At 64.9% G+C, this 12,616-nt stretch carries 10 protein-coding genes and 3 pseudogenes; 8 read left to right on the top strand and 5 right to left on the bottom strand.

Annotated features, from left to right (window positions below; all coding sequences use genetic code 11):
- Positions 1 to 41: 41 nt before the first annotated feature.
- A pseudogene (locus ACIGXW_RS31460) lies at positions 42 to 947 on the bottom strand (IS5 family transposase).
- 94 nt (positions 948 to 1,041) lie between these two features.
- On the opposite strand from ACIGXW_RS31460, the pseudogene ACIGXW_RS31455 reads away from it, so the two are divergent.
- A pseudogene (locus ACIGXW_RS31455) lies at positions 1,042 to 1,973 on the top strand (IS5 family transposase).
- A gap of 32 nt (positions 1,974 to 2,005) precedes the next feature.
- On the opposite strand, the gene ACIGXW_RS31450 reads toward ACIGXW_RS31455, so the two are convergent.
- A complete protein-coding gene (locus tag ACIGXW_RS31450; protein ID WP_399576333.1) occupies positions 2,006 to 4,141 on the bottom strand; it encodes a hypothetical protein in 2,136 nt (711 codons plus the stop codon).
- Positions 4,142 to 4,497: 356 nt separating this feature from the next.
- Here ACIGXW_RS31450 and ACIGXW_RS31445 point away from each other — a divergent pair, with 356 nt between their 5' ends.
- From ACIGXW_RS31445 to ACIGXW_RS31435, 3 genes are all read left to right on the top strand, one after another.
- Complete coding sequence (locus ACIGXW_RS31445; RefSeq protein WP_399576331.1) at positions 4,498 to 5,163, top strand: hypothetical protein; 666 nt, start codon at positions 4,498 to 4,500, stop codon at positions 5,161 to 5,163.
- Complete coding sequence (locus ACIGXW_RS31440; protein WP_399576329.1) at positions 5,082 to 5,537, top strand: helix-turn-helix domain-containing protein; 456 nt, start codon at positions 5,082 to 5,084, stop codon at positions 5,535 to 5,537. The genes ACIGXW_RS31445 and ACIGXW_RS31440 overlap by 82 nt, the downstream gene beginning before the upstream one ends.
- A gap of 704 nt (positions 5,538 to 6,241) precedes the next feature.
- Positions 6,242 to 6,727, top strand: a complete 486-nt coding sequence (locus ACIGXW_RS31435) for a hypothetical protein (protein WP_399576327.1) — start codon at positions 6,242 to 6,244, stop codon at positions 6,725 to 6,727.
- Between the two features lie 168 nt (positions 6,728 to 6,895).
- Here the strand turns inward: ACIGXW_RS31435 and ACIGXW_RS31430 are convergent, their stop codons facing one another.
- Entirely contained in the window at positions 6,896 to 7,783 is an 888-nt protein-coding gene (locus ACIGXW_RS31430) for a hypothetical protein (RefSeq protein ID WP_399576325.1), read from the bottom strand.
- Between the two features lie 82 nt (positions 7,784 to 7,865).
- Positions 7,866 to 8,216 (bottom strand): hypothetical protein, encoded by a 351-nt coding sequence (locus ACIGXW_RS31425; protein ID WP_399576323.1) that lies wholly within the window; start codon positions 8,214 to 8,216, stop codon positions 7,866 to 7,868.
- Between the two features lie 580 nt (positions 8,217 to 8,796).
- On the opposite strand from ACIGXW_RS31425, the gene ACIGXW_RS31420 reads away from it, so the two are divergent.
- From ACIGXW_RS31420 to ACIGXW_RS31405, 4 genes and pseudogenes are all read left to right on the top strand, one after another.
- Positions 8,797 to 9,174: a hypothetical protein gene (locus ACIGXW_RS31420; RefSeq protein WP_399576321.1), complete on the top strand. Its 378-nt coding sequence runs from the start codon at positions 8,797 to 8,799 to the stop codon at positions 9,172 to 9,174.
- Between the two features lie 785 nt (positions 9,175 to 9,959).
- The gene (locus ACIGXW_RS31415) at positions 9,960 to 10,880 is read left to right on the top strand and encodes a hypothetical protein (RefSeq protein ID WP_399576418.1); all 921 of its coding nucleotides are present in this window, start codon (positions 9,960 to 9,962) and stop codon (positions 10,878 to 10,880) included.
- Positions 10,881 to 11,046: 166 nt separating this feature from the next.
- A pseudogene (locus ACIGXW_RS31410) lies at positions 11,047 to 11,136 on the top strand (endonuclease V); the annotation flags it as partial.
- 201 nt (positions 11,137 to 11,337) lie between these two features.
- Complete coding sequence (locus ACIGXW_RS31405; protein ID WP_399576319.1) at positions 11,338 to 11,688, top strand: hypothetical protein; 351 nt, start codon at positions 11,338 to 11,340, stop codon at positions 11,686 to 11,688.
- A 718-nt stretch (positions 11,689 to 12,406) separates the two neighbouring features.
- Here ACIGXW_RS31405 and ACIGXW_RS31400 read toward each other — a convergent pair.
- Positions 12,407 to 12,613 (bottom strand): hypothetical protein, encoded by a 207-nt coding sequence (locus tag ACIGXW_RS31400; RefSeq protein ID WP_399576317.1) that lies wholly within the window; start codon positions 12,611 to 12,613, stop codon positions 12,407 to 12,409.
- Positions 12,614 to 12,616 lie beyond the last annotated feature (3 nt).

Here is a 12,616-nt window from a genome sequence, read left to right as displayed (position 1 = left end):
CGGTCTGAACCTCCAGCTGCGAGTCCACTCAGGCGACGACTTCAGGTTCGCATCCAGATCAAGAGGGACGCCGCAGTAACGCCCCCGAGGTAGACGTAGCCTCTCTTGTCGTAGCGTGTGGCCACGGCTCTGAACTGCTTCAGCTTGTTCACGGCCCGCTCCACGGTGTTGCGCTTCTTGTACCGGGCTGTGTCGAAACCTGGCGGCCGCCCCCCACGCCACCCTCTGCGCCGACGCGCCGATTGGCTGTCGCTCTTCTCCGGGATCACATGCCGAAGACCGCGCCGACGCAGGTAGGCGCGGATGATGCCGTTGCTGTATGCCCGGTCCGCGCTGACGCTGTCGGGGGCGCATCGGGGACGTCCGCTCCCTATGCGGGGTACGCGAATCTTGTCCATGACCGCCTCGAATTGAGTGCAGTCCGCCCGCTGGCCCGGAGTGATGACCAATGACAGCGGCCGGCACTTGCCGTCGGCCGCCAAGTGAATCTTCGTCGTCAGCCCGCCCCGGAGCGGCCAAGGCCCCTCGTCGGCGACTTCAGGTGCATGTGCGCGGCACGCATGAACTGATCTTTGGCCGGCCCCCTTTGAGTGCTTCGGCGGCGCTTTCGGGGCCCCTGCGGCATGGTGATGGGCGCGGACGGAGGTCGAGTCGACGTTGATGTCCCAGTCGATATCCCCCGCCTCGTCGACGACAGCCTGAACGTGCTGGAGCAGCCTCTCCCATGTGCCGTCGGCTGACCACAACAGGTGTCGCTTATGGACGGTCTGCCATGGGCCGAAGCGTGCTGGTAGCTGACGCTACTGGCAACCAGTGCCGAGCCGGTAAATGATCCCGTTGATCACCTGCCGGTGGTCTCGCCACCGCCCGCACCGGTTGTTACTCCTGGGCAGTAAAGGCTCCAGCACCGCCCACTCGCCATCGGTCAGATCCCCCCTGCTGAGCATGCCCAGAACAACGAGTCACCTGATCGAAGAGACACGACCTAGGACCCGTCCGGCCGATCATGTGACTACTCCGCACCGAGGTCGTTACGTGGACATGGGGCGGGGTGATCTGACGTATGCCGAGTGGGAACGGCTGCGGCTGTTCCTGCCTGTCAGCAACCGGCGTTGCGGCCGGTGGCGGGATCACCGGCAGGTGATCGACGGGATTCTGCACCGGGTGCGAACCGGAGTTCAGTGGCGGGACCTGCCCGAACGGTTCGGCCCGTGGAAGACCGTCTATGAGCGCCACCGGCTGTGGTCGGCCGACGGTACCTGGGAACGACTGCTCCAGCAGGTCCAGGCCGCAGCCGACGCCGCAAGCGAGATCGACTGGGACATCTCGGTGGACTCCACCATCGTCCGTGCGCATCAGCATGCGGCCGGCGCCCGGACCGACCCGCCGCCGGCTCTCCCGTCAAAGGGGGCCGAACCGGTGGAACACCAGGACGAAGCACCATGGCAGAGCCTGGTCGCCCGCCTGGTGGAGGTGGTGCTGGAGGCGAGGGCCTGGGCCGCTCGCGCGGCGGGTTCACCAGCAAGCTCCACCTGAGCGCGGACGGCCGCTGCCGCCCGCTGTCCCTGATCGTCACCGCGGGCCAGCGGGCTGACTGCACCCAGTTCAAGGCTGTCCTGGAGAAGATCCGCGTGCCGCGGCCCGGGCCGGGCCGGCCCCGCAAGAAACCGGACAGCCTCGCGGCCGACAAGGCCTACAGCAACGGGCCATGCCGCCAGTACCTGCGGCGCCGCGGTATCCGGCACACGATCCCGGAGAAGACCGACAGCCAGGCCGCCCGCCTGCGCAAAGGCTCACGCGGCAGACGGCCACCCGGCTTCGACGAGAACCGCTACAAGAAGCGCAACACCGTCGAACGGGCGATCAACCGCTTGAAACTGTCCCGGGCAGTCGCCACGCGTTACGACAAGCGCGGCTACGTCTATCTCGGCACCGCGACAGCGGCAGCCCTCACCATCTGGCTACGAACTTGATCGCCCGGACAAGTCCAGTAGCAAGCCGCAGGTCATCTGATTTCCCATTCGCGGCTTGTGCCGTTGAAACGGACCCGCGTATTGCTTCGGTTCGTTGGCTGCGTGTAGTCGGCGGCTCCGTCGATATTGGCTTTGTTGCCATCGATTGTGACGGCGAACGCACCGTTACCCTTGATCTCATGCGTCTCACCATCGAACGGGATTTTCTCAGGCGGGGAATTGGGCAGCTTCACGACTATTCCCGAAGCCGTTACGGTGACGAACCGCTGGTCGGCCGTGATCGTCACATCTCTAGCCGTCGTGACAGATGGGCCGTTCGCGGCGTAGAGCGTTTCAAATTCGGGAGTGGCGAAAGAGACGTCTGCAGCACCAACCGTGCCATTCCGAGGCGTGTACGTCACCTTCCTCTCGTCCTTGTCAATTCCGGTGATCTTCTTCCTCTCTCCGCCGTCAAGCCTTTCAACTGATATATACTGCCCAACAGCTAGATTGTTGGGCAAAATGACAAAGATGAGGGTTCCTGGATTGTCGACCTGCCCCTGGCCCAGCGCTGCGGTCGTGAAGAGCGTGCCTGCGGCGACACACCGGCGTGCGAAGCGCTTTCCCCCCCTTTTTGGATCTACCTCCCACGCGGCGTTTTCGCCTTTCGGATTAGCCTCCCACACGGTGTCGCCGACCTCATAGGTAAGCGGTGTGTTGGTGCGTTGCACCGCTGGCAGCCCCCGCGACGCAGTGATCCGAACCTGGGCGTTTCCACCAATCCCGGGAATTTCCGCAGGGGCCAGGCCGAGATAGATCCCATTACTGAACCACGGAGCCGGAGACCGAACGTTCCCGAGTATCGTCGGAAAACGCATATACTCACGTTGGCCGGTGTTGTCGTTCTCCCAGATCAACCACGGCTGGGCGTTTCCGCCGTACCTGAGTTCCGACGTCTCGATGTAGTCCTTTTCATGCTCACCCGGGGGGCCCAGAATCTCGAAAGACAGGAAAGACATCCTCTTTCGATTGACCTTTTCTCCGAGCCGAGACCTGACGCTCCTATCGTTGCTTTCCCTGCGGTTCACGTATTCAAACGGCCTTCTTGACGCCTCGCCGTGTACAATTTCGAAAACCGGGCTGGTCTCTGGGGACGCTCCTTTCGTCAGATTACTCCCGATGACCGTTGGCATTCCCTCGAAAGAGCAGTTCAGCTGCCCTTCGTTGTAGCAATGGAAAAATGTAGCGAGACAGCCGGCGCCCACGGTCTGGTAGTTGTACACTCCGTTTGAATTCGCGTGGCAGAAGGCGTAGGCCGTACCACCAGCCCCTGCCTGATCGTAGAAACCCACCGCGCGGTTGCCCTGAGCATTGCACAGCAGCACGCGACAGGAGCCGCACTGCGTACCTTCGAGATGGAAACCGTGATGGTTGTTCAGGGTGAAACAGTTCCAGAGGCTCGAAAGCATCGGCGTGCCCGTCGGGTTCACCGGCGAACCGACCCAGCCGAATAGATGGAACCCGTTCCCGCCGAAATTTTCGACCGTGACACACTCCGCGTCGAAAGTTACGGTCGAAAAGATCCCGTGCCCACTTGTCGTTGTGCGGTCGAGGCACGAGATGGAGAAGTTCCTCAGCTTAGTCCGCTCGGCGCTCTGCGCCGGTCCGCCCGGGTCCGCCGGAAATGCAGATTTGAGACGGATGCCGTCAATGTTCTTGGGAAATAGCAGCCACGTGCCCGGGTTGCTTCGGCTGCCGACTTTGGAGGCATGCAGGTCAGCTCGTGCATCGCCGACCCCTTCGAGGTGTACCGTCTGCGCGATGGTGAGCGTCTGGCCGATGTAGAACCAGCCTTTCGCGACGAGTTGGCGGACAGCGTTCTGATCGGCCCGCATAGCGGCAAGAGCCGCTACGAAGGCATCGTAGTTGTCCGTGTAGAAGGCGGCGTCCGTCACCGGTGTCTCGTCAGGGAAGTCAACGGCAGGGCTGATGATGACTTTGTTGGGAGTCACATCAACGATTGTTCTCGTACCGGCGATTCCCGCGATAGCGATCTTCTGCCCAATGGACAGCTGCACTGCGGAATTTACCCTGAGTACATCCGGAGAACTGGGCAGAATTGTTCCGGTGCGCCCTGCCCCCCAATCGGCCACCGCCCCATAGGATTCCACGTCGTAATAGTTTGCCATCTCCGGTTCCTTCTTACCTCATTCGCCCGAAGGCCAGGAAAACTGCGCTACGCGTTTACCTCGACACGGAAGCGGATGATTGGCGTCTCGGTAGATGTTCACATTCGCCGACTCTTCCAATTTACCCTTGGCCACAGTGCTTGTCGTCCTGGGTGTCGGATGGTCGGACAGGGCATGAATCCCTGTAAACTCGCAGGTCGGCGCGTCTCGTGCGCCCTGAATCAACTAAGGCCTGTCCTCACGGCCTTTCTGGGCACTCGCAACCGGCACCTCGTCAGATCGTCCTCGTCCCTGGCTACATCGATGAGATATGCCTCAAGCGATTGCATGATCGGCCGGACATGTCCTAGGAGTCCGTGTGCGCACCGGAGCCGTTCGCGTTGTTCGAGGAGTTCGCCGCCGGGTCGCACATGCGCAACTGGATGCGCAGTGAGCGTCGGGACGACTTCAGGGCGAGGATGCGCAGTCTGTCGTTGGGCGGCGTTCAACTGTCGCTGATGGACGTTCCACATCTGGAGGTCGTGCGGACGCCGAAGCTGATCCGGCCGAGCGACGGAGAGGCGCACCAGGTCCTCGGCATGATCCATGGGACGGGCGGCCTGTCACAGGCAGGGCGGGACGCGGCGTTCCGCGCCGGGGAGATCATCGTCGCGGACAGCAGCCGGCCGTTCAGCGGCTGTCTGGCCCCGGCTTCCGGCACCTGGTCGTCGATCGTCGTCCAGATGCCCCGGAGCCTGGTGCCGCTGCCGGAGAACGGGGTGCGGCGCATGACCGCCGTCCCGATTTCCGCCTCGTGCGGCCTGGGCGGCGTCTTCCACCGCTGGCTCGCGGAGCTCGTGACGCGCGCCGGGGAGTTCACACCGGCCGACGTCCCGGCCCTGAGCCGGACCACTGTGGATCTCCTGGCGTCCTTGCTCGGCCGGTGTACGCCGAGGCGAAGATGGGCCCGGAGGCCCGCAGACGTGCCCTGCAGGCACGCATCCACGACTACATCCGGCAGCGGCTGCGGGATCCGGGTCTGACGCCCGAAGCCGTCGCTGCTTCGCACGGGATCTCCACCCGGCATCTGTACGCGCTCTTCCGTGACCAGGGCCTGACCGTGGGCGCCTGGATCCGGGAGCGGCGCCTGGAGAACTGCCGCCGCGACCTGGCCGACCCTCTCCTGCTGGGCCGCCCCATTCATTCCATCGCCGCCGGCTGGGGCTTCCCCAACCCTGCCGACTTCAGCCGCACCTTCCGTGCGCCTACGGGATCAGCCCTCGCGACTACCGCCACTCGGCTGCGCGGGAACCGACGGGCACCTCGCGCTGACAGTCGAGGACAGCCGCAACCGGCACGGGCGCACGGTCGGGCGCACGTTCCGGTGATCGGGCGGCGGCTACGTCACTACACGTAGATATACAGGGTGTATCCGCGGCTTCCCTTGAGGCCATCGACGTCCCCACGATGTGGCACGCCGTGCTGCTGGGGTAGTACCCGATGAATGCCCTGCCGGGCGGGACGACCGCCGCGTCCGCCGCTCCCGTGGTGGCAGACGTCATCGACGCCGCCTGCGCGGTGGCCGTGGTGATCCCGCCCGCCAGGAGCGTGGCCCCCAGTAGGATTCCCGAGGCCCAGATTCGTGTACGCATGGTTCCTCCCGGTCTGCGTGTCCGGCGTCGCCGAAGCTTCCGCGGCTTTCAGTCAACCGCCCTGCCTTGCCAGGGGCCTTGACCCGCACTGCACAGGTGTTGTCCATTTGCGCACGACTGCCGGTTGATGGTGTCGGCGCCGTTGAGCTGGGCCGAGAGGCCGCGTCAGGTGATTGCCCTGACCGTCCTGCTCCCGCCGGCCGCGCCCTGGCCACCGGCACCCCGTCCTTCTTCGCCGACCCCGCCGAGCTGGCCCGCGCCTACCCCAGGGCGCCACGGACCACTGGCAAACAGGCATGGGCGTTCCTGCCGCTGACTCCGCCGGCGACTTCCCCTTTATCAGTCGCTCTGAAGAGGTCAACGACACCGGCTGGGATGCGCTGATCGCCCTGGGCTGACCCCAGCACACCGTTCCAGATCAGGCGGGAACCAAGCCCGCGAGCACGCCGCAGGATTAGCGTGGGTCAACATGCCACTGCTGTCTTCTGTAGATCTACGCCCATCAGTCCATCACAGCACCATCGACATCGGCGCAATCGCCTTCTCTCAACAGCCCGACAACGACGACGTCGTGATGATTCCAGCAGAAGGCCTGCGCCTCAGCAGCCACGACCCGTCCTTCTACCCGGCAATGACGCTCGAGCACCTCTCCCACGCTCCTGAGAGCACCCCGCCCGGAGGCTGGGACTACCAACGGATCTTCAATGGCGTCACCCTTGGTGACAACGTGTCCGTACTCGGCCTCTTCGGCACCTACTTCGGGCAGCTGAACCTCCCGAGCGGCCGATACGACCTCCGCCTCCTCAGACGCCGCGATGAAGCGCCCGTCCGTGGAGAAGAGCCACCTCAGGTCATCGACGACACACTCGACGAAGACGAGGAAGACGAAGTCGACGGGCCTACCGAAGACGCTGTCGAGCACTGGCTGATCCAGTTCTGGCCGAGCACCGAGTAGCAATCGCAAGACCGTCAACGCGTCGCGCCTCCGGGGCCGTAGCGGCGGTGCGCGAACCGTTCGATGGTTCCCTCTCGCAGCAAGCCTCGAGTGCCCTCTTGGTTGGCTGCTGGGACAGCGCCTGCCGCTGCCCCGGTCCTCTGTGACGCGGTGGGCCTCGGCCGACGACTACGACCCGTCAGGGTTGGCGAAACGGGTGCGACGAGTGAAGGACATCCCGTAATACTGCCCGTTCCACACCGTCTCCCCAGAGACGTACCAGCAGTTCCACGTGTGCCAGAACAGACCTCTGAGGCGGAGGTCACCCGTGTTCTTGGTCAGTGCCGCCATCCAGGCGTCCGGCCACAACGGATGGCGCCAATCCACCGTGCTGGTGCGGTCGAACCAGGTGTACCAGCCCGTCGCGTTGTCCCACAGCTCGAAGTAGATACGCCCCCCTCCGTTATTGGCGGCATAGGTATTGAGCTGCGCTGCACGTCCGTCGATACGCCCCTCGTAGTGGGCGTAATGATCGTGGACCACGGGAAGGCTGATAGGCCCCGTGCTGAGGTATCCGCCGAGCACGTCGGCAGAGCTAGAGCCATTGAAACGGCGTGGCGGGGTGATGTACGGCTCGGCCACGCCCTCACGGGCGAAGGAGAAGCCGTAGTCGGCGTTGCTCCACTGGGAGACGCCGGAGAGATAGTCGGTGTTCCACGTGTGCAGGCTCAGCCGCGGCCACAGGAGCTGGTCCGGACCGTTGAGGATCAGGTTGTGGAACTGGCGGGTACTGGCCGCGATGCCGTCCAGGGAAGCCGTGTAGCGCAGGCTGCGGTCCAGGTCCACGTATTCGAAACCGACGTGGAAGAAGCCGGGCCCCACGCCCACCACAGTGATGGTCAACCGGGCGTTGCGGCCGTCGTAGCTACCCAGCCAGGTGCCTTTGAACTGGCGGACGTCCTGGAACTGACCGGCGGCGTGGGCCGCCGGGGCGCCCAAGCCGAGGGTGGCACCTCCGACGGCCAGGCCGGTGGCCGCGCGCAGGGCGGTGCGTCGGGATAACGCGGGAGTGTCCATGCGCATTCTCCTCGATTCCGGGCCTGAAGCGGCCACCGGACAACCGTCCGCAAACATCCCACACACCTATGTGAGCGCCTAGTCACTTGCGGGCCACTGAGCGCGTTCCGTACTCGACCTGCCTCACGCTTTGGCCCACGCGAAACAGAACGAGTGCGAACGCCAAGGGCAGGAGCACCTCCATGCCTCTGCCCAGCGGCACGTGGATTTCTCCGCCCTGTCCCTCCGAGCTCGGCACACCCGGGGAGTAGCCGGAGTCAGCGACCACGCCACACCGGGCAGACACGGTGTCCTGGACGGCCGGCGTCCTGTTCATGAGGAACTCGAGCGGAGGGACGAGCCGCAGGGGCGTGGGCGCGCCGATGCTCGTCACCGGCTCAATGCGCATGCCGTAAGCGAAGGCTTGCAAGGTCTCCTGCAGAGTTCCGGGCATCACGCCTCCTCATGTGCAGCCAAGCCGCGCAGCGTCACGCCCCGACGGCGGCTTCCCAGCCACCACGGGCTCAGGTCAGGGCTCCCGCCCCAGCTGAGCAAGGAGCCTCTGTCAGGAGTCCGCGCCCGGCGGCGGCTCGACGGGTTCGCCGAACAGGCCCGACTCCGTCAGGGCGCCGGCGTAGGGCTCGACCTCGTGCCGGGTGAAGTCGACGAGGGCCTATCACTGCAGCACTCACCCTGGAACGGCAAAACTGAAAGACCTCACCGACCATGGGTGGGGATATCGCGGAGCGTGTTGCATAGCGGGACGCTAGGAACGGAAGAAAACACTGCGACCCCCTGTCCCCTCTACTCTCACTGTAACGGCATTGCCCTCGGCTGCGCGCCGTGTTGCTGCCGAGCGCCGAATCCGCATCACGAAGCGCCCTACCTCCATTCGATGAAGTGACTTACGGTTAAGGCACGTTCAGAAGCTCCAAGCGAACCCGCCCATCGTGTTCATGGGTAGGACTCCCCCTCGCATCAGTCGCGAGTCAGCGTTCAATTCGTCATTCAGCTGCAAGACATAAGGACGCCACATGCCCATCGCTCGCCTCAATGCCCTGACGTGCAACAGTACCGAAGACAACACAGGAGACGACGATATCACCATCAAGGTCTTCGGATCTCGCTACGCTGAGGCCACTCGAAGCATGAATACGAACCAGACGTGGGACATCAATCTCGACGTGCCGTTCAGCGCCAACTCACGGGTGAAAATCGAAGTGTGGGAGAGGGATCTCGGCTGGTGGCTCGATCCCGATGACCTCCTAGGCGTTCACTTCATCAACGCCAGCCAGGCGGACCAGGGGGCAAAGGCGACAGAGTTCAACGCCGATGGCGCCAGCTACACCCTCACTTACGAGGTGGTTGGTGACACGACCCGGCAGAAGTCCAGCCCCGCCAAACCTCGCTAGGAGAGGGCCATGTCTCCCACGGGCGCAGAAGTGCGTACGCTGCGGCTTCGCCTGCCAGGCTTTCTCTTGTCAAAGGAGATCGGGCTGGGCACGGCAATCAAGAAAATCACGTCGTCCATCGGAATAGCCCCGTGTGCAAAGTGTGAGGAGAGGGCCGTACGATTCAACCGGCGTTTGGCCATCTACAGCAAGAAGGCAGCGTTGGGAGAGCTCCCGCCTCCCCCGCCCGGGTGCTACGGCGCTGCAACGGAATGCGCTGGTTTCGTCCAGTACGCGAAGTTTTGTTGCGCTGACGGTCGAGTCCTCCTGAAGAGGTGGGGCTGGTGCATTGGGTTCTGGTCAGGGCTTCCGTGCAAGTAACGCTTCTCTTCGGCAAGTCCTGAAGAACGCCGAGAACGGGCCGATCCCGGCCCGTGGCGAGTACCTTGCGATCGGGAGGGCGGATGCTCGGTCCGGGGGCGTGGTGGGGCGCGTTCAGGCGGTGGCGGGTCATCCGTGTGCCCGGTGGGGAGTTGACCTCTGCGGAGCTCGCTCTCCGGGCGTACGACGTCGACCCTCTCTTCCGCTGGTTCCACCGTCGTCGTTTCCCTCCCCGACTGCTCCTGCTCTCCCTGCCAGTTCAGCTGCTTCCGCTCGTCGTCTGCAGTGGATTCAGCGGAAATCTGACGCGGCCAGGATTCCCCGCTGTGGCCCGGGCGGACTTCCGTCGGCTCGTCCGTCTCGGCGCCGGAAGCCCCGACTTCTCCGTGCCATTGGTCAGGGATTACCCCTCACTCATCAATGTCGTGATCGCCGCGTTCACCCTTCTCATCGCCTTCGAGAACTGTCGGCGCATCGCCGACTTTCCCAGCGGCCTCCACGCGAGGGGCCTGATGCTGGTGCCCCCGCCCAGCCGGACGACGGTGCGGGTCGCCCTGGTGCGAGCCAACCGGTATTTCGCCGTCTGCGGCCGGCACTCCTGGGCAGTGGCCCTGGTCTCGCTGGTCATCGCGGGACTGCTCAGCGGCGCCTACCGGGAAGGCGGGGTCTTCCTCTGGCTGGCCCCCGGAACGGACGACGAAGCCCGCCGCGAGTGGAGCATGCGGGCCTACGCCTCCTGGTGGGCGTCCCCCGAAGCCGGCGGGCTTACCGGCCCTGCCGCCTATGCCCTCGTCGCCTCCGGCATCGCCTACGTGATGATCAAGCACAACCTCATGGGCCTGTGCATGATGTCCTTCTTCCTCGCCATCCGTAAGGACGTCGCCTACGCCTTCGACACGGCCAACGCCGACGGCTGCCACGGGTGGAAGGCCATGCACGATCTCCTGAGCGGAGTCGTCGTGTCCGTCCTCATCTCCCTGGTCGGGTTCTGCTCCCTGTTCCTATCGCTCTCTGTGCGACAGGTCTCCTGGACCACTCCCTTCCTCCTGCTCTTCCTGCTCTGCGTCCCCATCTACCTCCTCGTCCCCCTCGTCCTGCTCAGGAGCGGGACCAAGCGGTACCGCGAGCAGGAGATCGCACGGCTCCGGGACTGCTTCGCCGAGCTGCGGCAGCGGGCGGCTCCCGGAAGCCTTGAACAGTTCGAGATCGCGCGAGTGGAGCGGCAGGAGATCGCCGTCATCCGGGACGGCCGGGTCCGCCTCTTCCGGCTGAAGGAGGTGGTGGCGACCCTCTCCGTCTACGTGGGGTCCGTCGTCACCACACTCGTGCGCATCCTCAACCGCTGACCGAAAAAGCGGTCGCACCCCACGCGGCCAACCGCCCGTATCGTTCCGCGCGGACGTCGATGTCCTCGCTGGGTCAGGCCGGTGGCGGATGACCGCAGCCACAGGGGCAGCGCGTCTCCTCCGCCGGACAGCCGGTCGACCTCCAGACGGATGAGATGCCTTTGATCCCCTGCTAGACGAAATGGAGGAGGTCGGCCGGGCCGTGCGTACCCAGAAGGGCGTCAGGCCCGTCTTCGTCTCGGTCGGCCACCGCTCGGCCACGCCGGCGCGTGGACGCCGGCGCCGGGCTCCGCTACCGCCTCCCTCCCGTGTTCAGTCCAATTTCATCAGCCCGTGCACACTCACGAAGTGACGACCGGCGCTTAACGAACTCACCACGGAAGGCCACATGTCTAGACACCCCTAGGGCCTCAGACGCGTCAGACGCCTCATATCGGCCCCGATCCTCGCCCTGCTCATGCTCACCGGCGGCGTCGTCGCCACCGCCGCCCCGGCGCAGGCCGCGGACTCCGATGCCTGGACGTTCACCAACACCGACGGCACCCTCAACGCGACGGGCAACAACGACGGAAACCAGATCTCCGTCACCCCCGACGGCACCAACTACCGGAACTGGCGTCTGATCAAGCTCGGCGCCCCCCGGCACGTTCAACATCGCCAGCACCTCGTCCGGGAAGTGCATCTACGCCAGCCAGCCCGCCGTTCAGCAGTCCTGTGGCAAGGACGGCGAGCAGTGGAACTTCCGCCCCATCGACGGCAAGCCCAACACGTTCGACATCGTCCGCCGCGACGACCGCAACGGCACTGAGTGGTGCATGGACAACCGGGGCGGCCTGCACATGTGGGGCATTCTCGCCCAGCCCAACATCTGCAACGGCAGCGCGAGCCAGGAATGGACGGTCCCCGCGTCGAAGGCGGCCGAGGCGAGGCAGCTCGCCCTCGACTTCTACGCCAACCTGTGCTCCAAGAAAACCACCACCTGCTCGTGGACACAGAAGTCTGAAGGGCAGCCCGAAGTCCTGCCCCGCAAGCCCGCCTCGTCGGTCTGGTACAACGACACCAGTGGCAGCATGAAGCAGGTCTTCACCACGATCTACCACTCCGGGTGGGCGCAGTCGTACTCCGCGGGCGTTTCGACCTCCGTCGGTGTCACCACCCCGGTCCAGGCGATGATCTCCAGCCAGCTCACCGCGACGCAGACCTACCAATCCGACGAGACCACGGTGAACGGCATCGCGATCGACGTCCCGGCCAAGAGCTACGGGATGGGTCGACTTCGCCGCCGTCGGCAAGAAGGTCACCGGCACGTGGACCCTCGACACCGACAACCAGCCGTGGACCGCCGACGCGACCGTGACCGTCCCCGTCATCAACTCGACGGCCGGCTCCACCATGTACGTCGCCCGCACCAGCACGACCCCGCCCGGCACCAGCACCGGCACCAGCGGCCCCGACGTCAAGCCTGCCGCTCTCGCGAAGAGCGCGAAGGCCACCGTGGACGTGCCCGAAGGCGGCAAGCTGACCGCCTACAAGGGCGGTGTCCAGGTCAACGCCGCCGACGGCAGCACGATCGCAACGGTGCAGCCCGGTACCGTCACGGACACCAGCGGCACGAGCCACAAGGTCAGTCTCGCGGTGGACGGCAACACCGTCACCCAGACCATCGAAGGCGTCACCGGCGACACCGTCACCGGCACGATGACGCCCCCGACCTTCTCCCTGGGCAACGGCACCCC

Origin of the sequence: Streptomyces sp. NPDC053079 (assembly GCF_044546695.1) — a bacterium.
Taxonomy (GTDB): domain Bacteria; phylum Actinomycetota; class Actinomycetes; order Streptomycetales; family Streptomycetaceae; genus Streptomyces.
The sequence above is the reverse complement of the archived record's forward strand: the minus strand, read 5'-3'. Positions and strand labels throughout refer to the sequence as shown.